Below are 21,989 nucleotides of genomic sequence, written 5' to 3'. Positions count from 1 at the left end.
TTATGTACGTACATAATAACTGTCAAGACGGAGACGCCTGTGGCTTTGATCTGGTCCAAGACCGCCCTGACACCTGAAGGCTGGCAGGATGACGTGCTGATCGAGGTGGCGGCGAGCGGGCGAATTTCGCGTGTCGAACCGGGCCAACCAGCGCAGGGAACGCGCGTCGATATCTTGTTGCCCGCGCCGGTGAATGCTCACAGCCATGCGTTTCAGCGCGCGATGGCCGGATTGTCCGAACGGCGCGGGCCTGATCCCTGCGACAGTTTCTGGACATGGCGGCAGTTGATGTATCGCTTTCTCGATAAGCTGCGCCCGCAGGATGTGGCCGCCATCACGGCCTTTGTGCAGATGGAAATGCTGGAGGCGGGGTTCGGGGCGTCGGTGGAGTTTCATTACCTGCATCATCAACCGGGCGGTGCGCCCTATGATGCGCTTGCGGAGATGTCCGCGCAGATCATCGCAGCCGCGGAAACAAGCGGCATCGGCCTGACGCTGTTACCGGTGCACTATCAATTTGGCGGTTGTGATCAATGCGCGCTGGGTCCGGGGCAAGTGCGGTTCGGCAATGATCTGGATCGATTTGCGATGCTGTGGGAAGACGCGCGGGCGGGGATGAAGGTTCTGCCCAAGGACGCGATCATGGGCGCGGCACCGCATTCGCTGCGTGCGGTGGCGAAGCAGGATTTGGCGCGTGTGGCAGCGCTTTCAGGGACTGGACCCGTCCATATGCATCTGGCGGAGCAACAAGGCGAAGTTACAGAGGTCGAGGCGTCCTGGGGCGCGCGGCCCGTACAGTGGATGTTGGATAACGTAGATGTGGACGGGCAATGGTGTCTCATTCATTGCACGCAGATGACGGGGAGCGAAACGACGGGGCTGGCCCGGACCGGCGCGGTTGCGGGCCTGTGCCCGATCACCGAAAGCAGCCTTGGCGACGGTATTTTCAACGCAACCGGCTGGATGGCAGGGCAAGGTGCCATGGCCGTGGGATCAGACAGCAACATTCGCATTTCACTGATAGAGGAGCTGCGCACTCTGGAATATTCTCAGCGCCTGCGCGATCAAAACCGGGCCATTCTGGCGACGCGCGACCGCTCTACCGGGCGGTTTCTGTTTGAGACCGCGGTAACAGGAGGCGCGCAGGCGGCGGGGCGGGGACCAAGTGGTCTGCAACCGGGGGCCTGGGCGGACATGCTGGCGCTGGATGCAGGGGCTGCCGATCTTGTGGGGCGCGAGGAGGACACAATTCTGGACAGTTTCATTTTCGCCAGCGATCACCGTGTGATCCGCGATGTCTGGTCCGCCGGGCGGCATTTGGTACAAGACGGCCGACATATTCGTCATGACACGATCCGTGCAGATTATATCGAAACACTGGCGCATCTGCGCGATGTGATATGACGCAGGCCGCTTTCAATTCATGGCAGGCCGTGCGGGATGAGATGTTGCGCCGCTTGCAAGCGCGGGTCTGGCGGCCGGGGGATATGATCCCCAATGAGGTCGATATTGCGCAGGAACTCGGCTGCGCGCGCGCCACAGTGAACCGAGCCTTGCGCGCTTTGTCGGACTCCGGGCTGTTGGAGCGGCGGCGTAAGGCGGGCACGCGTGTGGCGCTGCATCCGGTGCGCCGGGCCACATTGGACATCCCGATGATACGCAAGCAAGTTGAGGACGCAGGCCACAGCTATGCGCATCAATTGATGTTGTCGCAAACATCTGCGGTACCCGCGGAGGTGGGCGCTTTAATGTTGATGAATGATGATGTGTTACACCTGAAAGCGGTTCATTTTCAAAATGATACGCCGTTTATCGCCGAGAAACGCTGGATCAACCTCACAACCGTTCCAGAAGCCGCTGAGCAGGATTTTTCACAGATCAGCGCCAATGAATGGTTGCTGGGTCATGCGCCGTTTTCCCATGGGGACATCACGTTCTGCGCTGAGGCGGCGACGGCGGACACGGCACAGATGTTACAAACAGAGCCGGGTGCGGCGATTTTCGTGACGGAGCGATGCACCTGGGCGCAGGCACGCTCCGTCACATTTGTGCGGATGAGTTTTGCGCCCGGCTACCGGATGCAGACGCAGATCTGACCTCTCAGGTCTCTTTCCTGTCGTCGATGACATTCAGATGGGCCATCCCGCTTTGCCCCAGATCGACCTTTGCGAAGGGCCCGCCATGACACATCTGACCGGGATCGTTCACGTCCACCGGGCCTTCATCGGCGAGGATCTGGGCGGCAAATTGCTCGGCGTTGTCCTTGGGGCGATAACCCAAAAAAGCGGCGCTGGTATTGTCCACCGGAGCGCGATCATTGGCTGATACACCGTAAGCAATGGTGAAACCAACGGAAGGTGTGTCAATCGCGCGGGTGACCAATTGGATCAGATCATCATAGCTGAGCCATGATCCAAGGGCGCGAGAGTTGTTGACCTGCGCGCAGGACAGAATGCGCAGATGTACCGATTCCAGCGCGCGTTTTTCCCAATACATCCGGCCCAGATCTTCGGTGAAACATTTCGCCAAGCCGTAAAACGTATCGGGGCGGTGTTCCACGCTGGTGCCGATGAATTCCGACTTCTCATACATGCCCACGGCGTGGATCGAGGAGGCATAGACGATGCGTTTCACACCGGCCTTATAACCCGCTTCCCAGATGTTATAGGAGCCGACAAAATTGGGACCAAGCAGTTCCTCAAAGGGTTTTTCATCCACGATAGCGCCGAAATGGATCACCATATCCGCGCCTTCCAGCACGGGAGCGATCTGCGCCATATCGGCCAGATCAGCGCGCACATAGGATTCGCCGGGATAGAGCGTGCCGATGTCCTCGGCAATATCCGTGCTGACCAGCGTATCACACATCGCCGCCAGTGGTTCGCGCAAATAAGAGCCCAAACGGCCCGCAGCCCCAGTTAATACCAGTTTCATGATAGTCCTTCCTCGCCTTTAGATGACGGCTTTTTCCAAGAATTTTTCGCCGCGCAGCACGCGGTCCACATAGAATGGCTCTAGATCAAGCGAACGGTATTCACCATACGCGATCCGTTCGGCCATACCGCGCCCCAAAGCAGGCGATTGTTGCAACCCATGTCCTGAAAAACCGTTCAGGAACATGAAGTTCTCAACTTCCGGATGGGGGCCGACAATCGCGTTTTGATCGAGCGTGTTAAAATCATAATGCCCGACCCACATGTTGATCAGCTTGATCTGTTCAAACTGGGGAATGCGGGTGGCGATGATGGGCCAGAATTTATCTTCCCAAAGCCCGTGATCAGCATTGTAATCGTCATGGGCCACGGCCGGGTCATCATCGGGTGGACCGCCGGCGAGATAATAGCGCCCATCCGTGCGCATGTGCACGCCGGAGGGATCAATGGTCAGTGGCAGATCACGATCCAGCGGATGGGCGGCGTCAAAGATGTAGGTATAACGTTTGCGCGGCTCGATCGGGATATCAAGCCCGGCCATCTGCGCGACCAGCGCGCCGCGCGTTCCAGAGCTATTGACGACAGTTCCACAGGCGAGCGTGGCCCCTGATTTCAGCGTGACACCGTCGATGCGGTTGCCGTTTCGTGTGAGCGCGACGACCTCATCGGCCACGTATTCTACGCCATTCTTGCGCGCCATGCGTTTGAACCAGTCAAACATGGTGCCCCCGTCGAAATACCCCTCATCCACCAGATTGTGGTTGGCCCCGACAATGTCATCCAGCATGTAGAACGGATAATCGCGGGCGATTTCATCGGCGTTCATGAATTTTGTGCCCGCCCCTAAATCGGCCTGCACCTGCTGGCTTTGGCGCAAGGTCTCGGCAAATTCGGGCGTGTCGGCCATATACATGTAACCGAAGCTTTGCAGGACCAGTTCGGGGACCTCGGGATCATCCCCCATGAAGGTTCGGAAATTCTTGATGAATTCAGCGCCAAATTGCGACACACCGATGTTGATCTTGTTGGAAAACTGCTGGCGGATGCAGCTGTTGGTGTGGCTGGTGCCGGCAAATTCGTACGTGGGGTCTTTTTCGACCACCAGAATGCGGCCCTGAAACCCGGCCATCTGTGTCAGCCACCATGCGACGCTGGAGCCATAGATCGCACCGCCGATGATGATCACGTCATATGTCTTGTGCTCTGTCATGGTATCCACGCGATGTTTGTGATTCCGGTAGGTAAGATGGCAGCGGTGTCACACGGACCTCTCATGGCGCAAAGGGTTTGTCGAGCGCGCGGGCCACAAGATCCAGTCGGTCCTGCCCGTAAAACATGTCACCGTCGACAAAATAGGTGGGCGAGCCGAGGATGTGTCGCGCAATGGCCTCAGTGGTGTTGGCGTGATGCTGATCCTGTACCTCCTTGCTGAGCGCCGCGTCCAGAAGAGCGGCTCCGTCCAGTCCCAAACCTTTGGCGGTTCGCAAGATAAGGTCCGGGTCGGCAGGGTCCGCATCATCGCGCCAATGCGCCGCGAGCAGCGCGCGGGAAAGCCCGTCTGCATCCAGTCCTGCGTTTTGCGCAGCAATGATTGCGCCATTGCCAAGCGCAAGCGGATTGTCATGGTGCGTCGGGCGACGTCTGATCCATGGCAGGTCGCGGTATTCGGCCCAACGGGTGATTTCGCGGCCAAAGAAATAAGCGTTGTGGGTTTTGGAGCGCGCAGTGAAGGGCGTGCTGCCTGCTGCGTCCATCACCGGGTTGAGATCAAACGGGCGGTGGATCACCCGCGCATTGTTTTCTGCGGCGACTTCAGCGAGCCGTCCCGCGCCCAGATAAGCGAATACGGAATGGCAGGCGTAAAAATATTCTATTTCTTTCATGATTTTACCCTTTCGTGGCGAGCGCACGGGCGTCATGGGCCATGAGATCGATGACGTTATTGAGACGGCCGGAATCCCGTGGGTTGGAGGCATTTCCCTCCAGTCCGCGCCGCAACACTCCTTGTAAAATGGCCAACAGGCGAAAGTAGGAAAACGCCACGTAAAACGTCCAGTTTTCAGGCGGGTCGATGCCGCGTCTGTCACAATAGGTCGCCACATAGGCCTGTTCCTCGGGCAACCCCGTGGCAGCGCGATCCACGCCGCCGAGACCGCGAAAATGCCCCGCGTGGGGCAACCGCCAGTGCATGCATTGATAGGCCAGATCCGCCAGCGGATGGCCCAGCGTGCTGAGTTCCCAGTCCAACAGGGCGATCACCTCTTCGCGTATCGGATCAAAGATCATGTTATCAATGCGGAAATCGCCGTGCACGATGCTGGCAGCCCCGTCATCCGCGACCATGTGATCGGACAGCCAAGCGATCAGCCAATCCACATCCGGGCGCGCATCTGTGGCGGTATCGCGGTATTGACCGGACCAGCGCCTCAGTTGTCGTGCGAAGTAATTGCCCGGTTTGCCATAATCTGACAGACCGACCGCGTCCGGATCCACGCTGTGCAGATCAGCGAGCACTTTGTTCATGGCGTCATAGGTGCGCGTGCGGGCGTCGCGTTCCAGTTCCGGCAAGGCAGGGTCCCAGAAAATCCGTCCCTGCACCATTTCCATGACCATCAATTGCGTGCCCATCGGCGTGTCATCCCCCGAGAGGTGATAGACCTGCGGCACCGGCACGCGCGTTTCTGCCAACGCTTGCATCACGCGGTATTCGCGATCCACCGCATGGGCGGATTTGAGCAATTTGCCGGGGGGTTTGGCGCGCAGCACATAGGCGCGCGCGCCGCTGGTGATCTGATAGGTGGGGTTGGATTGTCCGTCAGAAAATTTTTTGATGCCATCCAATGTGGTGAAACCGTCGATGTGCCGGGCCAGATAGGCTTCGAGCGCGGGTGGATCATAGGTATGCATCGTGAAAACTTTCATGTGGCATGGACAACCTGTGGCGATCTAAGCAAGTCTGGCGCGGCGGGGAAAGCCCCGATTGCCATGTGGGAGAGATGGGCCGTGGATATGAACTTTGGCATGAAGCCGGAAAACCGTGACTTATTGGCCCGTGTGGCGGCGATGATCCGCGATGAGGTCATGCCCATGGAGGCGGAGTATCACGCTGAAATCGGCAAGGGGGATCGCTGGCAATATACCGCGCGGCAGGCCGAAATCCTCGAAGGTCTCAAGGCACGCGCCAAGGCGGCGGGGCTGTGGAATTTCTGGTTGACCGACAGCGACAAGGGCTTTGGCCTGAGCACTGTGGAATATGCCTATTTCGCCGAAGAGATGGGGCGCACGCCGCTGGGTGCGGAGGTGTTCAATTGCTCGGCGCCGGATACCGGGAATATGGAGGTGTTTGAGCGCTACGGCACGCCGGCCATGAAAGAGACGTGGTTGTCGCGGCTGCTGGAGGGAGAAATCCGCTCCGCCTATCTGATGACCGAACCGGAGGTGGCCTCCTCAGATGCGACAAATATCGCCATGTCCTGTGTGCGTGACGGGGATGCCTATGTTTTGAATGGCGATAAATACTGGGCCTCGGGCGCGGGTGATCCACGCTGCAAGGTCTATATCGTCATGGTGCGCACCGGGGATGCGGATGCCCCGAAACACCAGCGCCATTCGATGATCGTGATGGACGCCGAAACACCGGGGATCGAGATTTTGCGCCCCATGCATGTGTTTGGCCATGATGACGCGCCCCATGGTCATATGCATATCCGTTTTAAAAACGTGCGCGTGCCCGCCGAAAACCTGCTGCTGGGGGAGGGACGTGGATTTGAGATCGCGCAAGGGCGCCTTGGACCTGGGCGGATCCATCATTGCATGCGCTCGGTGGGTCAGGCGGAGGCCGCGCTGGAGCTGATGTGCAACCGGTCCCTGCACAAAGAGGCCTTCGGTAAACCGCTGGCGCAGCTGGGCGCGAATTTCGACATCATTGCCGAGTGCCGGATGGAAATCGAGCAGGCACGGCTGCTGTGTCTCAAAGCGGCTTGGATGATGGATCAAGGCGATGCGCGCGCCGCCGCCCCCTGGATCAGTCAGATCAAAGTTGTGGCCCCCCGCATGGCACTGAAGGTGATCGACGAGGCGATGCAGATGCACGGCGGACAGGGAATCAGCCAGGACACACCGCTGGCGATGGCCTGGACCTGGCAACGGGCGCTGCGTTTTGCGGATGGGCCGGATGCGGTGCACCGTCGTCAGGTGGCGCGCGCAGAATTACGCAAGCATACACAGGAGAAGATTTGAGGAGAGGCGGTAATGTCTTTGTGGTCTTGATGCTACGGGATGCAGTTTAAGGGAGGAAACCGTAGCGCGCAGGACTGCGAGATGCGCGTAAGGTGGACTTAAGTCCACCCTACGGAGCCAGATTGTTGTCGTTGCGCTCCGGTGTTTGCGTGTTTGATGCATGTGGTGTCGCTTTTCCAATTGAGCCACAGGAGTTTCTCTTTCACACTGCTCGTATGCGGACACCCCTGATCGACAACCTGCAATATGCAAATTTTTCGCCCCGTATCTTTGAGCAGATGCGCGCAGGGAGGGTCGACGCGGTACATGTCACCATCGCCTATCACGAGACATTTCGGGAAATGGTGTTGAACCTTGAGCGCTGGAATCGTTGGTTTGAAAACCACGCCGACCTGATTTTTAAGGGGACATGTGGAGCGGACGTGAAACGCGCACAAGAAACCGGGCGCACGGCGATTTTTTTCGGATTTCAGAACCCAAGCCCGATTGAGGATGACATTGGTCTGGTTGAGATTTGCCACCAGCTTGGCATTCGCTTCATGCAACTGACCTATAACAACCAATCGCTGCTCGCGACGGGATGTTATGAGGCGGATGACACAGGCCTGACCCGCATGGGCAAACAGGTTGTACATGAGATGAACCGGGTTGGGATGGTCGTAGATATGTCCCATTCCGCAGAGCGTTCCACGCTTGAGGCAATCGACCATTCGACCCGCCCCATCGCGATCACACATGCCAATCCGCACTGGTGGCATGCGGCATTACGCAATAAATCCGATGAGGTTTTGTCAGCATTGACGAGCGCGGGCGGGATGCTTGGTTTTTCAATGTATCCGCATCATCTGGCGGGAGGCGGTGCCTGCACACTCGAGAGTTTTTGTGCCATGATTGCCGAGGCGGCAGAGCGCTACGGCGCGCAGCATTTGGGTCTGGGGTCGGATCTGTGTCAGGATCAACCCGACAGTATTGTGGAGTGGATGCGCGTCGGGCGGTGGTCCAAGGTGATGGATTATGGCGAGGGATCCGCCGCACAGGCAGGGTTCCCGCCAATGCCCACATGGTTCAGGGACAATCGCGATTTCGGCAATATTCGCGACGGGTTATTGGCGACAAACCTCAGCGCTGAGGAGGTCGACGGCATCATGGGGGGCAATTGGCAACGTTTCTATACCGATAGCTTCGGCCCATCATGAAGGATTTCATCGCCCCAGCCCAAGCACCTCTGCGCGCCCCCGATGTAGTCATGCGGCTGAGTCGGATGGGGGCGATGTTTCCTACACGCTTGTCGTTTCTGCGCACCTTGACCCGGTTCCTTTCAACTGAACAAGCACAGGTGTCGCGGCATGTCTGGCAGATGTGTTCCGACGGGTATGGCCATGCGGTGTATTGCGTTGATCTGGGCGGATACACCTATTCGCTGGTGGCGGTTTCAACGCAATTGGCGCCCCAGGATCGCACGGATCGTGTGATCGCCACCGCGTGGGACACGGCCTATGTGCTTTATGATGGTGTGCCGGATGCGTCGGAAATCGCGCGTATCTGCGCGTCTGCGCCAAAACAGGAAGCCGCGCGGTTCACCGAGCGCGACCTGGTACTGAGTCGGGCCAACAAATCCGTGCGCCTTTTCACGCATGTGGTAGAGCGTTTGCGCGCTGGGCAGCAGCCAGACGCTGACATGGTGTGCAATATTGGCTATCTGATGCGCACAACAGCGGTTTATGGCAACGGCAAATTCGGGATCGCGGATCGCGGTGTTATTGATACGCGCCCCGGCCTGTCTGGCCCCTTCATGGCCGAAATGTTGACGGTCTGGCTGATCCGGCACTTCACCCATGAATTGGTTGAACATGTGGGGCAGGGGTGTTTGGACCGACGGATGAAACGGCATCTTGGGATCGGGAATTCGACCGGTTTGGGGATGGCACCGTTTCTGGTCAACCATCCGGTATTGTTGAACAATTGGATGCTGGCGCGCGAGACGGCACTGGCGCGGGTGCGCGCTGTGGCCCGGTTGGATGCGGATCAGAGCGCGCGATTGCTTGCCTTGGCGCGACGGGCTGCGCAACACCTGAGCGAATGGCATGTGCCAGAGGCTGCCCATCAAACCCGCATTGAGACCCTGAGCGCGGATTGGGCGGTTGTTCTGGACTGGCTGACGCCACAGAACTTGGCGGCGGAGGGGGCAATTGATGCCTTGCTGATCTGGTCTGAGGGTAAATCGGAAGACGTGCAGGAACTTGTCATCGCTCTGGTGATTGAAGTGTTCCCAGAGCTTGTGGACGGGTTGAGTGAGTGCATGGCGGATCCTTTTGGCCCAAGCGATGCGCTGCCCCGGGACACGCAAGCAATGCGCGCGGTGCTTGAGGAAGAATTTGCCTGGGCCCTGACGCCAGATTACACCGCGCGGGATCAGTGCCATCAGTTCTGGTACGTGAGCGCGGCCAAGCAGGAACCGCGTTTGGGGCATCGCTTTGACGAAGCCGGTGCGGAATTGGAAAGTCCGCTGGACATCGCGCGCCGTCTGAAGGCGCTGCATGCGGATTTACCGGCCGATGCGATGGAGCTATGCGCGTTCTTGGAACGCTATCCGGAGCATCTGCTTGCGGCGTCGCGTGTCGGTCTTGCGCAGAGATACCCCTACGGCGAAATTCGCGATAATCTGATCGCTGAGACCTGCTTGCCGATCGACATGCTGCGCTGCAAATTGTCTTTTTTCGGCGCTTCAAAGTTTGACCCGAAATCAGATCGCTGGACACGGATTACCCTGTGCCAAGGCGCGCCATTGGCTGATGAATTGAACCAGAACGCTGATGATTGGTGGTTGCCGGTTTTTGGCCCATGAGTTGGTCACAGGCTGAAATCATGGCTTTGGCGGGCAAGGCGGCGCGCGGCGCAGGCGCACCCCCCGGACAGGCGGCACAATTTGGCAAGGCCGCAGCGGTGCACTTGGCGCGTGGTCGCAGCGCAACCGAGCTTGAGCATGCCTTGAGCGCGCTTCCGACCGGTCCAATCATGAGCTGCGCGGTCGAGATCGAACGCATTTTGATGATGGCTGCCGGAACAGATGAAATCAGCGTCGGTATAGACCCGCAGACGCCACTGGGCTTGCTGGAAAGCTATCTTGATGCGTTGCCTTTTGACGTGGGCATCACGGAGGTGGCACCGAACTCCCTGCGACTTACACGTGGGGATGCCAGCTCAAAAACACAAAGACCCCCAGAACGCATATCGGGTTGCGATTCGTTGATTGCGCAGATGACGGATCTGGCGGCGAAAACCTTTGTGCCCGAGAGTGATGCCTCGCGCCGCGCTGGCGCGGGAGCAGGGCTGAGCGATAACGACTAAGCGCCGTAGGGTGGACTTAAGTCCACCTTACCCGCTCCCAAATGGGACCACGTCATATTCAACATGCGCCAGATAGAGCCCTTGCGGCGGACAAACAGTGCCACAGGCGGCGCGATCCTTGGCCTCCAGTGCTATGCCAACCTGATCCGGCAACCATGACCCAGCACCGACCCGCTCCAGCGTGCCGACAAAACTGCGCACTTGATTGTGCAGGAAAGACCGGGCGCGCACATCAAAATGTATCTCCGGTCCAGCAGGTGTATCGACAGCACTGATCCCCAAATGGTCGAGCGTTTTGACCGGGCTTTCGGCCTGACAGATCGTGGAGCGGAAGGTCGTGAAGTCATGGCGGCCGATCAGATATCTCGCGCCTTCTTGCATCGCCGCCAGATCCAACGCGTGTTTGACTTGCCAGACAAGGCCATTTTGATGCGTGGCCGGGGCGCGGCGCGTCAGGATGCGAAACAAATAGTGACGCTGGCACGCGGAAAACCGGGCGTGCCAGTCTCCGTCGACCTCGGCGCAATCCACAATAGCCACGGGCGCTGGTTTAAGATGATAATTCAACGCCTCGGACAGGCGGAACGGATCCCAGGTCGCACTCAGATCGCAATGGGCCACTTGCGCCAGCGCATGCACGCCCGCATCCGTACGACCGGCGGCAGCAATCGTATGGGCGCGCGGTTCCAGCCGGGCCAACGCATCCTCGATGGCACCCTGAACCGTTTTCTGGTCATTCTGGCGTTGCCACCCGGCAAAAGGCGCGCCGTGGTACTCTATTTTCAAAGCGTAGCGGGGCATAGGCAGCCCCTAGCCCGTGAGGGGTTTTGCGTCAAATAGCTTTGTTGACTCTGGCAGGACCGCGCGCCAGACCCTATGTAGCGCGACATACAACCAAAAGGGCGTTCAGGCTTTGGTCATTACGGCATTCGCGGATACGGTTCTGCGCCAGATTGAAACGGTCCAGGAGACGGTGAACGAAGCTTTGTTCGAACCCGTGATTCGTGTCGGCGTCACCGGATTGGCACGGTCAGGCAAGACTGTGTTCATCACATCGCTTGTGGCGAACATGCTGGACCGGGGCCGCATGGCACATCTGGTTGCCGCCTCCGAGGGTCGTATTGAGGCCGCGTTTCTGCAACCCCAGCCCGATGATACCCTGCCGCGGTTCGATTATGAGACCCACCTGTCGCAGCTCACGGCGGCCACCCCGCGATGGCCTGACAGCACGCGGGCGATTTCAGAATTGCGTCTGTCTTTGCGGGTGCGGCGGGCAGGGCTATTGGCCGGGTTACAGGGCCCGCGCACAATCCACATCGACATTGTGGATTACCCCGGTGAATGGTTGCTTGATCTGGCCTTGCTGGACAAGACCTATGAAGAATGGTCGGATCAAACGCTGGATCGTCTGGATGTCCGCGCCGAGGCTGCGGCATTTACATCCCTGATCGCGGATACTGATCCTGCCGGCCCATTGGCAGAACCAGCAGCCAAAGCCCTCGCAGAAACATTCACGGCTTATCTGAACGCGGCGCGGGACGCCGGGTATTATGACTGTACGCCGGGGCGGTTTTTACTGCCCGGGGATCTGGCTGGCTCGCCGGTTCTGACCTTCGCGCCGCTGCGAGGAAAAGGAACGGGGCCGCGCGGGTCACTGTTGCGCGAAATGAGCCGCCGTTATGAAGCCTACAAACGAGAGGTCGTGCGCCCGTTTTTCCGCGATCATTTCGCGCGCATCGACCGACAAGTGGTGTTGGTGGATGCCTTGGGGGCCATTCACAAGGGGCCGCGCGCGGTGGAGGACATGCGCGGTGCGATGGCCGACATCCTCGGTGCATTCCGGCCCGGCAAAAACGCCTTTCTGAGCCAGATCTTTCAGGGCAAGCGGGTTGAAAAGATCCTGTTCGCTGCCACCAAGGCCGATCATCTGCATCATAAACAACACGCACGCCTCAGCGCGATCATGCAGGCGCTTTTACGCGGGGCACAGGATCGCGCGCATTTTGCCGGGGCTGAAACCTCGGCTCTGGCGATCGCGGCGTTGCGCGCGACCACAGAGGACACAATGACCCACGAAGGTCGCACCCTGGATGTGGTGCGCGGCACGCTGTTGGACTCCGGCAAAAAGGCGGCGTTTTATCCCGGAGATTTGCCACAAGATCCTAACCATCTGTTAACACCTGCGCGTGAGGGCGCCGAAAAGTGGCTCGATCAGGATTACCGTGTGATGAATTTCGCACCACAGCCACTTACTTTGCGCTCAGGCGATGGTCCACCGCATATCCGGCTTGATAAGGCAGCCCAATTCCTTTTAGGGGATAGGCTATGATCACGATCACGATAGCCCCCGCGCGAATTCTGGATGCAGGCAAGGTGGGCGACATCCTTTCCGCATCCAATGAGATGATGCCCTGGCTGCCACAGATGCATTCTGCGGCGGAAGAAATCATGTATGCCGAAGAGATGATCAAGGCCGGGTGGATCAAGCTGGGCCTTGCGGATGGCAAGGTCGTGGCCTTTATTGCGCGCTATGAAAAAGACATCCATGCGCTTTATGTGATGCCCGACTGGCAGGATCAAGGGATCGGTACCGCGCTGATCGAGGACGCCAAGGCGGAATGTGAAACGCTGACGCTTTGGAGTTATCAGGCGAATTTTGGCGCAACCCGGTTTTATGGGCTGCGCGGGTTTGTCGAGATGGAACGCACCGATGGCAGCGAAAACGACGTGGGTCTGCCCGACATCCGGTTTGAGTGGAACAAACAAAAGCAGCAACAGAAAAAATGGCAAATTCCGACCCGGTACTGATCGATCTGGAAGATGACGTGCCCGCGGTGTCGGTGGCGGACGCCGCCCCCGTGCCGGAATTGGAAACAAACGCTCCGCAAGGGCAGGCGATGCAGATCGCTGCCGGTCTGGCCACGCGAAAACCCTCCCGTCTGGTACGCTGGTTCTGGTCTCTGGCTGTGGCGTTGGTCGGGGCCTATGCATCCATCGCGTTCTGGGATTTTGTGACCGGCTTGATTGCGCGCAATCCTGTTTTGGGCTGGGGTGTCACGGCGCTGTCGGCGGCATTTTTTCTGGTTCTGGCGGCGATCTGTCTGCGCGAAATTGCGGCTTTGGGTCGCTTGGGTCGCCTAGACGGGTTGCGTCATGATGCAGACAGCGCGCGGGAAGCCGAAGATCTGACGGCCGCGCGGCGCGTAACTGAGCGGTTGCTGAGGCTGTATCAGGGGCGCGAAGATACGAGGTGGAGCCGGGATCGTTTTGCCGAGTTGCAAGGGGATCAAATGGACGCCGCCAGCCTTTTGAGCCTCGCCGACATTGAAATTCTGAGCCCTTTGGATATGGCGGCATCGCGCCACGTCGAAGCGGCGGCGCGGCAGGTGGCCACGGTCACGGCACTGGTCCCGCTGGCCCTGGCGGATGTCGCGGCAGCCCTGACGGCGAATTTGCGAATGATCCGGGCGATTGCCGAAGTATACGGCGGGCGTTCCGGTTTCCTGGGCGGTTGGCGGCTGACCCGCGCTGTCATGGCGCATCTGGTGGCGACCGGGGCGGTCGCTGTGGGAGACGACCTGCTGGAGCCCGTACTGGGCGGCTCGATCATTGGCAAATTATCACGGCGATTTGGCGAGGGGCTGGTCAACGGCGCTTTGACGGCACGCGTCGGTGTCGCGGCAATGGAAGTGTGCAGACCATTGCCCTTTGAGACTGGAAAAAAGCCAAAAACACGCGATATCATCAAGAGAAGCCTTGGCGGATTGTTTTCGACGTCGTCAAAATCCTGAACACACGACATGCGGACAGGCGCCGCCGCTAGGAGAGACCGTCATGGAAAGTTTCGCCGCAGATCTAAGCACGATGATCCGCAGGCCGCTGGAGCCTGAGCATGTGAGAGCGCTTCAAAAACGCGGCAGGCTTTTTGAGTTCAAGACTGGCGACTTTGTGCAGGAACCGGGCAAGGGCATGGATCTTTTCCATTATGTAGTGTCGGGTGAACTGGAAGCGGTGGATCCCGGCACAATGGAACGTATCGGTGCGGCCACGTTGCAGGCCGGACAGTTTTTCGGGGACCTGCAATTCCTGTCCGGTGGCGTGTCCTTGGTCGGCGCGCGTGCCGTGCAGGACAGTCAGGTGCTGTGTGTGCCGCGCGAAGACGTTCTGCAACTGATGTCGGATCTGCCGGAGATGAGCGATATCATTGTAACGGTCATGGCCGCGCGGCGCAGGCGCGCAGTGGAGCAGTCGGATTCGGCTTTGACCCTGATCGGATCCGAGATCAGCCGTGACATTCGCCATGTGGCCAGTTTCGCCGCGCGCAACCGCATTCCTTATCGTGAGATCGAGGTTACCTCAGATGAGGCGAAGGTTCTGTCGGCGCAATGTGGCATTGAACAGGCCCAGCCGGGCGTCATTTTTGGTCGCGAACGCAAGATTGATCCGCCCACGCCGCGCGGGGTGGCAAAGGCGCTGGGATTGCATCTTGAAGTGTCCACGGGAAGTGCGTTCGACGTCTTGATTGTTGGTGGTGGACCTGCCGGCGTTGCCGCTGCTGTTTATGCCGGGGCCGAAGGGCTCAAGGCGCTTGTGCTCGAAGACATGGCGATCGGTGGGCAGGCGGGCACCTCAAGTCGTATTGAAAACTACATGGGTTTTCCGACAGGGATTTCAGGTGGCGATCTGGTCGGGCGCGGCGAAGTGCAGGCAATGAAATTCGGCACGCGTTTTTCGGTGCCCCGTCGTGCGGTGGGACTGCGTCAATGTGACGAAAAGTGGTTTCACGCTACGCTGGATGATGATCAGGAGGTGAGCGCCAAGGCTCTGATTGTGGCCACCGGGGTGCAATATCGCAAACTGCCGCTGGAAGGATTGGAGCGTCTGGAGGGGGCGGGCGTCTACTATGCTGCCACCGAAGTGGAAGCGCGATATTGCCGGGATGCGGAGGTCGCCGTGATTGGTGGCGGCAATTCCGCCGGGCAGGCGGCGATGTTTCTGGCGCGCAGCACGCGGCATGTACACGTGCTGATCCGCAGCGACTCTCTGGCGTCTTCCATGTCGGACTATTTGCTGCAACGCTTGACCTCGCATCCGCGCATTACCGTGCATACCCGCACCGAGGTGGTCGCATTGCAGGGTGAAGATACGCTCGAAAAGATCACGATCTGTGACAAGGCATCGGGCCAGAACTGGGATCTGCGCACGGCGGCCCTGTTTGTCATGGTCGGGGCGGCACCCAATACCGCATGGCTCTCGGGCCTGGTGGCGCTGGACGGCAAGGGGTTCGTTGAAACGGGCAGGGCAGCAGGGGGGCGTTCGCAATATGAAACATCCTGTGCCGGGGTATTCGCGGTGGGGGATGTGCGCGCGCAATCCGTCAAGCGGGTTGCGTCCGCCGTTGGCGAAGGATCCGTTGTGATGTCTGCGGTCTGGGAGCATGTGAACGCCTGAGCGTTTCAAAAAGGTGGCCTGAAAGCCCACCCTACGGCGGCTTGGTCTGCTTGGGTCTTGTTCGTCTTGGCCGGTCTGCTTATAAGGCCTGCATGAGACGTGCATCTGCGATGATCATACGAATTATTTCCCCGGCGCTCTGAGAGTTGAGACGCCGGGCCAAGGTGTTTGAACCGTTCGCACCGACCGCTTTTTCCTGTTTAACACCCCATCCGAAGGACGCCTGCGATGTGCGCCGACACGACCGACACCACTGAAAAGCTCGACTATAAATCAACCCTGAACCTGCCAAAGACGGATTTTCCGATGCGTGCCGGCTTGCCCAAGCGCGAACCCGATTGGTTGGCGCGCTGGGAGGAAATCGGGGTTTATGACCGGCTGCGCGAAAAAACGGGTCGCGAGAGCTTCACGCTGCATGACGGACCGCCCTATGCCAACGGGCATTTGCACATCGGTCACGCGCTGAACAAGACGATCAAGGACATGATCGTGCGCGGCCATCAGATGATGGGATATGACGCGCGTTACATTCCGGGTTGGGATTGCCACGGCCTGCCAATTGAGTGGAAGATCGAAGAGCAGTACCGCAAGAAGGGGCGCAACAAGGACGACGTGCCGATCAACGATTTCCGCGCCGAGTGTCGCAAATTTGCTGCCGGTTGGGTGGACGTCCAGCGCGATGAATTCAAGCGTCTGGGGATCACGGGGAATTGGGCGGACCCTTATCTGACGATGGATTTCCACGCCGAGCGGGTGATCGCGGAAGAATTCATGAAGTTCCTGATGAACGGCACGCTTTATCAGGGTTCCAAGCCGGTGATGTGGTCGCCGGTGGAGCAAACCGCACTGGCCGAGGCAGAAGTCGAGTATCACGACAAGGACAGCTTTACGGTCTGGGTGAAGTTCAAGGTTGTCGGAACCGGCGATCCGACGCTTGATAGTGCGCAGGTAGTGATCTGGACCACGACGCCCTGGACCCTGCCATCCAACAAGGCGGTGGTATACGGGGAAAATATTTCCTATGGCCTTTACGAAATCACGGGCCGCCCCGAGGAATGCTGGGTGAGCATTGGGGATCGCTATATTTTAGCCGACAATCTGGCTGCGGATGTTTTGGGTCGCGCGCGGCTGGAAGACGGCATGTATCGCCGTCTGTGTGATGTGACAAATGATGATCTGGCCAAGATCGAGCTTGCCCATCCGCTGGCTGCGGCTGAAGGTGCCGATGGCGAATGGGATGACATCCGGGATTTCCGCGCCGCTGATTTCGTCACGGACGAAGAAGGCACGGGCTTTGTGCATTGTGCGCCGAGCCACGGGATGGAGGAATATGAACTTTACCGCGACTTGGGCATGTTGCAGCAAGTCATCACCTACAACGTGAATGACGATGGGCGTTTCCGTGATGATCTGCCACTCTTTGGCGGCACGGCGATCCTGAAGCCCAACGGCAAGGAGGGTAACGCCAACACGGCTGTGATCAACAAGCTGGCGGAGGTCGGTGGGTTGCTCGCACGGGGCAAGATCAAGCACAGCTACCCGCATTCCTGGCGCTCCAAAGCGCCGATTATCTATCGCAATACGCCGCAGTGGTTTGCCGCCATCGATAAACCAGTGGGTGACGGGCTGGACATGCATGGCACCACCATCCGCGAACGCGCCCTGACCGAGATCGATAACGTGAACTGGACGCCAAAATCCGGGCGCAATCGTCTGCATTCGATGATGGAAGCGCGCCCCGATTGGGTGTTGTCACGGCAGCGCGCATGGGGCGTGCCGCTGACCTGCTTCACCAAGAAAGGTGCCTTGCCCACGGCGGAGGATTTTCTGCTGCGCAACCCAGACGTAAACCAGCGCATTGTGGAGGCATTTGAGGCCGAAGGGGCGGATGCCTGGTATGAGGATGGCGCAAAAGAGCGGTTCCTCAAAGGCATCGTTGACCCGGATGCCTATGATCAGGTCACGGATATTCTGGATGTGTGGTTTGATTCCGGCTCCACCCATGCTTTCACCCTGCGCGACCGTGCCGATGGATCCGAAGATGGCATTGCCGATGTCTACATGGAAGGCACGGACCAGCACCGCGGCTGGTTCCATTCTTCGCTGTTGCAGTCGGTTGGCACAACCGGGCGCGCGCCCTACCGCAATGTGGTGACCCATGGCATGACGCTGGATGCCAATGGTTTCAAAATGTCCAAGTCCATCGGCAATACCATCGAGCCGGACAAAATCGTGCAACAGTACGGCGCTGACATTCTGCGCCTTTGGGTGGCGCAGACGGATTACACGCTCGATCAGCGGATCGGACCGGAAATCCTCAAGGGCGTTGCCGACAGCTATCGCCGTCTGCGCAACACCATGCGCTACATGCTGGGATCCCTGAGTGATTTCAGCGAGACGGATCGGGTCGCCCCGGCGGAAATGCCCGAATTGGAACGCTGGGTGCTGCACCGACTGGCGGAATTGGACAAAACTGTGCGTGCGGGCTACGCGAAGTTCGATTTTCAGGGGGTGTTTCAAGCGGTCTTTACATTTGCGACCGTGGATCTGTCAGCCTTCTATTTCGATGTGCGTAAGGATGTCCTGTATTGCGATGGTGATACGCTGGAACGCCAGTCCGCGCGTACAGTGCTTGATATTCTGTTCCATCGGCTGACTTCCTGGCTCGCCCCGATCATGGTGTTCACCATGGAAGAGGTCTGGCTGGAGCGCTACCCTGGAAGCGATAGTTCCGTGCATTTGACGGATTTCCCCGAGACGCCTGAGACGTGGCTTGCGCCTGAGTTAGCCGCCAAATGGGCTGGCGTGCGCAGCGTGCGGCGTGTGGTGACGGCGGCTCTGGAAGTGGAACGGACAAACAAAGTGATCGGAGCATCGCTTGAGGCGGCACCGCTTGTTTATGTGGCCGACGCTGATTTACGCGCTGCATTGGAAACGCTGCCCTTTGAGGACATCTGCATCACGTCCCAGATTACGCTTACAGGTGATACGCCCCCGGAAACCGCCTTTTCGCTGCCCGAAACGAGCGGTGTGTCCGTCGGTTTTGCCAAAGCAACGGGTGACAAATGCGCCCGCTGCTGGAAGGTATTACCGGATGTCGGCCAACACAGCCATCCGGGCGTATGTGGGCGCTGTGACAGTGCCATAGGCTGAAAATATTGGGGAAGGCCCGTTTGTGCGACCTTCCCCATTCCCACCCGAGCTGTTCCGTCAATTTGGCGTTGATGGTTCTGCGCATCCGACCAATGCAAAGAGGCCGCACTCGTTTTGTCTTCAAGGTTCCATTTTTCCCGACCGGAAACGACATTCGGACTTTTCGTCTCCAAGTGGTGCCTCTTTAACGTTCAAAGTTAGCCCGCTTTCGCCGTTTCCGCGAATGGCATCACGGGTCATACTGAGATCCGAGAATCCCGCATGAAAGCCAGCCGTCATGTCAGGCAGTGCGTGCTTTTGCGTCATGCGTGTCAATGACAATCAGAGTGTTTGGCGCGAAACGCAGGGAGCGGTAAACCGGCATGAAAGCTTGCGCAAGAAGCGGGTTGTTCCGAACGCAGCTTTGCATCAGGTTGACAGAATGTTTGAAGCAACCGTCCACACCCAATTCGGCTCACTGGTGATCGTCGAAAAAAATGATGCCATCGTGGCGCTGCGATGGGGTAAAACCCAGCGGGATGATGACACAGACCTGCTGAAGGAAACCAAACGCCAACTCAAGGCATACGATGCTGGCGCGCGCGAGACCTTCGATCTGCCGCTGCGTGTCGAAGGCACGGCGTTTCAACGAGACGTCTGTGACGCGATTTACGCCATCGGTTTTGGGGATACGTGTACCTACGGCGATATTGCCAAAGCGTTGAACGTGCCAGCGCAAGCGGTTGGTCAAGCCTGCGGCGGTAATCCCATCCCAATCATAATTCCGTGTCATCGTGTTTTGGGCGCAAAGGGCCTTACCGGTTTTTCAGGTGCAGGTGGGGTGGAGACCAAAGTCGCGCTGCTGCGTCATGAAAAAGCTGCGGGATTGCTGATTTAGACAAGGGGTGGCCTGAAAGCCCACCCTACCCGACCCCATCAATGCGTCTAGAAACACGGCGTAGGGTGGGCTTTCAGGCCACCTTGCGCTGCGTTTTAATATTCTTTTTGGCTCGGAATGAGTTGTTGGGCTATCCCGGCAAAGACAAGGTAGACCGACGTGGAGACCAGCCCCCAATGCGCCCAGCTTTGAGGGTGAAAATCGACCCAGGCGGCCCAGCCCGCAAAGAACGTCCAGCCGATCGCCATCGGCAGGGTCACGCGGCGCCAGCGTCGTGTGCGAACCGGGTGTACGAATTTCAACGGAAAAAACATGGCAACCGCAAGCACCGTCACCAGCGTCATGGACACCCAAAAATTCGGTTCCAATGCGAAGATCACCAAAACAAGCATGTTCCAGCAACCGGGAAACCCAGAGAAGGAGTTATCCTTTGTTTTCATTCGGGTATCTGCAAAGTAAAGTGCGGAAGTAAAAGTGATGACAATAATGGCAAACCATCCTGTCCACCCGTCCATAAGTCCGGATTTGAACAGCGCAAAAGCAGGAATAAAGACATAGGTCAGATAGTCGATGATGAGGTCCAGCAACACGCCATCAAATTCGGCTGCGTTTTCCTTCACGTTGTAGTGGCGCGCCAACGGGCCATCTATCCCATCCACGAAGAAAGCCACAACCAGCCAAAGGAACATCAAGTCCCATTTGGCATCCACGGCCGCGAGCATTGCCAACATCGCAAAAACTGCACCTGTGGCGGTGAAAAGATGCACAAAGAGTGCGCTCAATCGAAGTGTCATACCGCGTGTTTGCCGCAAGCCAGCAAGGGATGCAAAAGGAAAAAGGTGTCATTTGCGACAACGGGCTGTTGATCAAGGCCAATGCGCTTAGCTCCAATGCGCTGCGGACCGGTCGGGCCTTTGACGTTTCGTTTGTTACAGGCCAGGCGGTCTTTGGCCAGGTGGCCTCTCATGCCGGAAGCGATCCGGTTGTTACGCGGATTGACGACGTGACCACGGATCGGTCGGATTTCCTCTTTCAGTAAGACGAAAGGTCCTTTCTGGCCCCTGTCATTGCAACGGTCTCGCCGACCACACGCCGACCAACGATCTTTATGCAGCATCGGATGAACGCGAATTCGGTTTCCACTTCATCATTCTCGGCTCAGGCCACCTCGGCTCTTTCGCCGGGCGCACGGGTGACGGCATTCAGTCCGACACGCACGAGACCTTCTCTATTGAATATGGTGCACGAGCTTTCGATCCTGCGGGAATGCTGTTTCAAACCACGTCAATGAACGCATCCAGCCGGGCGAAAGGTCAGTGGGTCTCGGTTCACGAAACCGAAGTACGGGTCATCTTCCAGAAAGAGACCTCACACGACCCGGAAACCCAAAGGCTTTTTGATGACAGCGATGCCTGGGCGGTAACCGCCGACAGGTTTAGTCTGTACGATAACGGGATCTTCGCCTTATTCGAAGAGGAGCAGGCTTCTTTTTGCTGTTGACCAAGCTCTGTTGCGATTTTGCTTGTCTTGGACGATTGTTGGCAGCTCCGTTGCGCTGCCTGGCCGTTTTTCATAGATCTGCAACGAAGGCGATCTCGTTTTGAATGACGTGTTCTTTGTTCCCAAAAGGGCCTTTCTTGATTGCGCATTAGGTTCGATGCTTTTTAATGGGCTCTGGACTGCAGTATTTTTTCGAAAGCCGCGTTTTGAAAATAAAAGCTGTTTCAGAACAGCGTGATGCACTTTGATCCCGTTGTTAAGATGCTTTCGGCCGACGTGCCGAATTCGATGATCCGGTTCGTTTCTGTCGTTCATCACCTCCATCAACTCGGAGTATCTATGCGCCTTGTACGCAACGCTCGTCATCGGTTGGGAGCAGCGCCAGGGACCGCTTGCCTGGCGCATCAAAGCCCTTGCAGCAATGGCGTTCCGTTGCGCGGTCAAACCGAACTCAATCAGCTGACCGCTCTGATCGAAGGCTCGCCGAA

Annotated in this window: 20 protein-coding genes and 1 pseudogene; 14 read left to right on the top strand and 7 right to left on the bottom strand. The window is 58.2% G+C overall.

From position 1 onward, the window contains the following. Window positions 1-39 precede the first annotated feature (39 nt). Both R8G34_07100 and R8G34_07095 read left to right on the top strand, forming a co-directional pair. On the top strand, window positions 40-1,404 hold the full coding sequence (locus R8G34_07100) for a formimidoylglutamate deiminase (GenBank protein ID MDW3222645.1): 1,365 nt from the start codon (window positions 40-42) through the stop codon (window positions 1,402-1,404). Continuing rightward, on the top strand, window positions 1,401-2,096 hold the full coding sequence (locus tag R8G34_07095; protein MDW3222644.1) for a UTRA domain-containing protein: 696 nt from the start codon (window positions 1,401-1,403) through the stop codon (window positions 2,094-2,096). Before R8G34_07100 ends, R8G34_07095 begins: the two co-directional genes overlap by 4 nt. Window positions 2,097-2,100: 4 nt before the next feature. Here the strand turns inward: R8G34_07095 and R8G34_07090 are convergent, their stop codons facing one another. The 4 genes from R8G34_07090 to R8G34_07075 form a co-directional block, all read right to left on the bottom strand. Continuing rightward, window positions 2,101-2,937, bottom strand: coding sequence for an NAD(P)-dependent oxidoreductase (locus R8G34_07090; GenBank protein ID MDW3222643.1), 837 nt, complete (start codon window positions 2,935-2,937; stop codon window positions 2,101-2,103). 15 nt (window positions 2,938-2,952) lie between these two features. Next, window positions 2,953-4,143 carry an FAD-binding oxidoreductase gene (locus tag R8G34_07085; protein MDW3222642.1) on the bottom strand — a complete coding sequence of 397 codons (1,191 nt, stop codon included), beginning with the start codon at window positions 4,141-4,143 and terminating at the stop codon, window positions 2,953-2,955. Between the two features lie 61 nt (window positions 4,144-4,204). Continuing rightward, the gene (locus R8G34_07080; protein MDW3222641.1) at window positions 4,205-4,816 is read right to left on the bottom strand and encodes a 2-hydroxychromene-2-carboxylate isomerase; all 612 of its coding nucleotides are present in this window, start codon (window positions 4,814-4,816) and stop codon (window positions 4,205-4,207) included. Window positions 4,817-4,820: 4 nt separating this feature from the next. Then, the gene (locus R8G34_07075) at window positions 4,821-5,855 is read right to left on the bottom strand and encodes a phosphotransferase (GenBank protein ID MDW3222640.1); all 1,035 of its coding nucleotides are present in this window, start codon (window positions 5,853-5,855) and stop codon (window positions 4,821-4,823) included. A gap of 81 nt (window positions 5,856-5,936) precedes the next feature. On the opposite strand from R8G34_07075, the gene R8G34_07070 reads away from it, so the two are divergent. The 4 genes from R8G34_07070 (at window position 5,937) to R8G34_07055 (ending at window position 10,520) form a co-directional block, all read left to right on the top strand. Continuing rightward, window positions 5,937-7,172 carry an acyl-CoA dehydrogenase family protein gene (locus tag R8G34_07070; GenBank protein ID MDW3222639.1) on the top strand — a complete coding sequence of 412 codons (1,236 nt, stop codon included), beginning with the start codon at window positions 5,937-5,939 and terminating at the stop codon, window positions 7,170-7,172. 215 nt (window positions 7,173-7,387) lie between these two features. Then, complete coding sequence (locus R8G34_07065; GenBank protein MDW3222638.1) at window positions 7,388-8,368, top strand: membrane dipeptidase; 981 nt, start codon at window positions 7,388-7,390, stop codon at window positions 8,366-8,368. Next, the gene (locus R8G34_07060; protein ID MDW3222637.1) at window positions 8,365-10,017 is read left to right on the top strand and encodes a hypothetical protein; all 1,653 of its coding nucleotides are present in this window, start codon (window positions 8,365-8,367) and stop codon (window positions 10,015-10,017) included. The genes R8G34_07065 and R8G34_07060 overlap by 4 nt, the downstream gene beginning before the upstream one ends. Then, window positions 10,014-10,520, top strand: a complete 507-nt coding sequence (locus R8G34_07055; GenBank protein ID MDW3222636.1) for a hypothetical protein — start codon at window positions 10,014-10,016, stop codon at window positions 10,518-10,520. The genes R8G34_07060 and R8G34_07055 overlap by 4 nt, the downstream gene beginning before the upstream one ends. A gap of 27 nt (window positions 10,521-10,547) precedes the next feature. Here R8G34_07055 and truA read toward each other — a convergent pair whose 3' ends face one another. Next, window positions 10,548-11,321 carry a tRNA pseudouridine(38-40) synthase TruA gene (gene truA, locus R8G34_07050; GenBank protein MDW3222635.1) on the bottom strand — a complete coding sequence of 258 codons (774 nt, stop codon included), beginning with the start codon at window positions 11,319-11,321 and terminating at the stop codon, window positions 10,548-10,550. 112 nt (window positions 11,322-11,433) lie between these two features. Here truA and R8G34_07045 point away from each other — a divergent pair, with 112 nt between their 5' ends. From R8G34_07045 to R8G34_07020, 6 genes are all read left to right on the top strand, one after another. Continuing rightward, on the top strand, window positions 11,434-12,849 hold the full coding sequence (locus tag R8G34_07045) for a YcjX family protein (protein ID MDW3222634.1): 1,416 nt from the start codon (window positions 11,434-11,436) through the stop codon (window positions 12,847-12,849). Next, complete coding sequence (locus R8G34_07040) at window positions 12,846-13,328, top strand: GNAT family N-acetyltransferase (GenBank protein ID MDW3222633.1); 483 nt, start codon at window positions 12,846-12,848, stop codon at window positions 13,326-13,328. Before R8G34_07045 ends, R8G34_07040 begins: the two co-directional genes overlap by 4 nt. Further along, window positions 13,304-14,311 (top strand): TIGR01620 family protein, encoded by a 1,008-nt coding sequence (locus tag R8G34_07035; protein MDW3222632.1) that lies wholly within the window; start codon window positions 13,304-13,306, stop codon window positions 14,309-14,311. Before R8G34_07040 ends, R8G34_07035 begins: the two co-directional genes overlap by 25 nt. A gap of 43 nt (window positions 14,312-14,354) precedes the next feature. Next, on the top strand, window positions 14,355-15,971 hold the full coding sequence (locus R8G34_07030; GenBank protein MDW3222631.1) for an FAD-dependent oxidoreductase: 1,617 nt from the start codon (window positions 14,355-14,357) through the stop codon (window positions 15,969-15,971). Between the two features lie 228 nt (window positions 15,972-16,199). Continuing rightward, a complete protein-coding gene (gene ileS, locus R8G34_07025) occupies window positions 16,200-19,124 on the top strand; it encodes an isoleucine--tRNA ligase (protein ID MDW3222630.1) in 2,925 nt (974 codons plus the stop codon). Window positions 19,125-19,545: 421 nt separating this feature from the next. Then, window positions 19,546-20,001 carry a methylated-DNA--[protein]-cysteine S-methyltransferase gene (locus R8G34_07020; GenBank protein ID MDW3222629.1) on the top strand — a complete coding sequence of 152 codons (456 nt, stop codon included), beginning with the start codon at window positions 19,546-19,548 and terminating at the stop codon, window positions 19,999-20,001. Window positions 20,002-20,096: 95 nt separating this feature from the next. Here the strand turns inward: R8G34_07020 and R8G34_07015 are convergent, their stop codons facing one another. Further along, on the bottom strand, window positions 20,097-20,795 hold the full coding sequence (locus R8G34_07015) for a CDP-alcohol phosphatidyltransferase family protein (protein MDW3222628.1): 699 nt from the start codon (window positions 20,793-20,795) through the stop codon (window positions 20,097-20,099). A 29-nt stretch (window positions 20,796-20,824) separates the two neighbouring features. On the opposite strand from R8G34_07015, the gene R8G34_07010 reads away from it, so the two are divergent. Together R8G34_07010 and R8G34_07005 are read left to right on the top strand one after the other, a co-directional pair. After that, window positions 20,825-21,040: a hypothetical protein gene (locus R8G34_07010; protein ID MDW3222627.1), complete on the top strand. Its 216-nt coding sequence runs from the start codon at window positions 20,825-20,827 to the stop codon at window positions 21,038-21,040. Between the two features lie 227 nt (window positions 21,041-21,267). Then, the gene (locus tag R8G34_07005; GenBank protein MDW3222626.1) at window positions 21,268-21,501 is read left to right on the top strand and encodes a hypothetical protein; all 234 of its coding nucleotides are present in this window, start codon (window positions 21,268-21,270) and stop codon (window positions 21,499-21,501) included. Here the strand turns inward: R8G34_07005 and R8G34_07000 are convergent. Continuing rightward, window positions 21,466-21,978: pseudogene (locus R8G34_07000) on the bottom strand (DDE-type integrase/transposase/recombinase). The gene R8G34_07005 and the pseudogene R8G34_07000 sit on opposite strands and share 36 nt — an antisense overlap. Between the last annotated feature and the right edge of the window lie 11 nt (window positions 21,979-21,989).

Source organism: Paracoccaceae bacterium (assembly GCA_033344815.1).
GTDB lineage: Bacteria > Pseudomonadota > Alphaproteobacteria > Rhodobacterales > Rhodobacteraceae > Roseobacter.
The sequence above is the reverse complement of the archived record's forward strand: the minus strand, read 5'-3'. Positions and strand labels throughout refer to the sequence as shown.

What these genes read in the sequence shown, in the direction of transcription:
- R8G34_07030 (MDW3222631.1), top strand. Translation starts at nt 14,355, where the DNA reads ATGGAAAGTTTCGCCGCAGATCTAAGCACGATGATCCGCAGGCCGCTG.
- R8G34_07060 (MDW3222637.1), top strand. Translation starts at nt 8,365, where the DNA reads ATGAAGGATTTCATCGCCCCAGCCCAAGCACCTCTGCGCGCCCCCGAT.
- R8G34_07035 (MDW3222632.1), top strand. Translation starts at nt 13,304, where the DNA reads ATGGCAAATTCCGACCCGGTACTGATCGATCTGGAAGATGACGTGCCC.
- R8G34_07005 (MDW3222626.1), top strand. Translation starts at nt 21,268, where the DNA reads ATGCTGTTTCAAACCACGTCAATGAACGCATCCAGCCGGGCGAAAGGT.
- R8G34_07020 (MDW3222629.1), top strand. Translation starts at nt 19,546, where the DNA reads ATGTTTGAAGCAACCGTCCACACCCAATTCGGCTCACTGGTGATCGTC.
- R8G34_07075 (MDW3222640.1), bottom strand. Translation starts at nt 5,855, where the DNA reads ATGAAAGTTTTCACGATGCATACCTATGATCCACCCGCGCTCGAAGCC.
- R8G34_07010 (MDW3222627.1), top strand. Translation starts at nt 20,825, where the DNA reads ATGCAAAAGGAAAAAGGTGTCATTTGCGACAACGGGCTGTTGATCAAG.
- R8G34_07055 (MDW3222636.1), top strand. Translation starts at nt 10,014, where the DNA reads ATGAGTTGGTCACAGGCTGAAATCATGGCTTTGGCGGGCAAGGCGGCG.
- R8G34_07040 (MDW3222633.1), top strand. Translation starts at nt 12,846, where the DNA reads ATGATCACGATCACGATAGCCCCCGCGCGAATTCTGGATGCAGGCAAG.
- R8G34_07015 (MDW3222628.1), bottom strand. Translation starts at nt 20,795, where the DNA reads ATGACACTTCGATTGAGCGCACTCTTTGTGCATCTTTTCACCGCCACA.
- R8G34_07085 (MDW3222642.1), bottom strand. Translation starts at nt 4,143, where the DNA reads ATGACAGAGCACAAGACATATGACGTGATCATCATCGGCGGTGCGATC.
- truA (MDW3222635.1), bottom strand. Translation starts at nt 11,321, where the DNA reads ATGCCCCGCTACGCTTTGAAAATAGAGTACCACGGCGCGCCTTTTGCC.
- R8G34_07065 (MDW3222638.1), top strand. Translation starts at nt 7,388, where the DNA reads ATGCGGACACCCCTGATCGACAACCTGCAATATGCAAATTTTTCGCCC.
- R8G34_07095 (MDW3222644.1), top strand. Translation starts at nt 1,401, where the DNA reads ATGACGCAGGCCGCTTTCAATTCATGGCAGGCCGTGCGGGATGAGATG.
- ileS (MDW3222630.1), top strand. Translation starts at nt 16,200, where the DNA reads ATGTGCGCCGACACGACCGACACCACTGAAAAGCTCGACTATAAATCA.
- R8G34_07080 (MDW3222641.1), bottom strand. Translation starts at nt 4,816, where the DNA reads ATGAAAGAAATAGAATATTTTTACGCCTGCCATTCCGTATTCGCTTAT.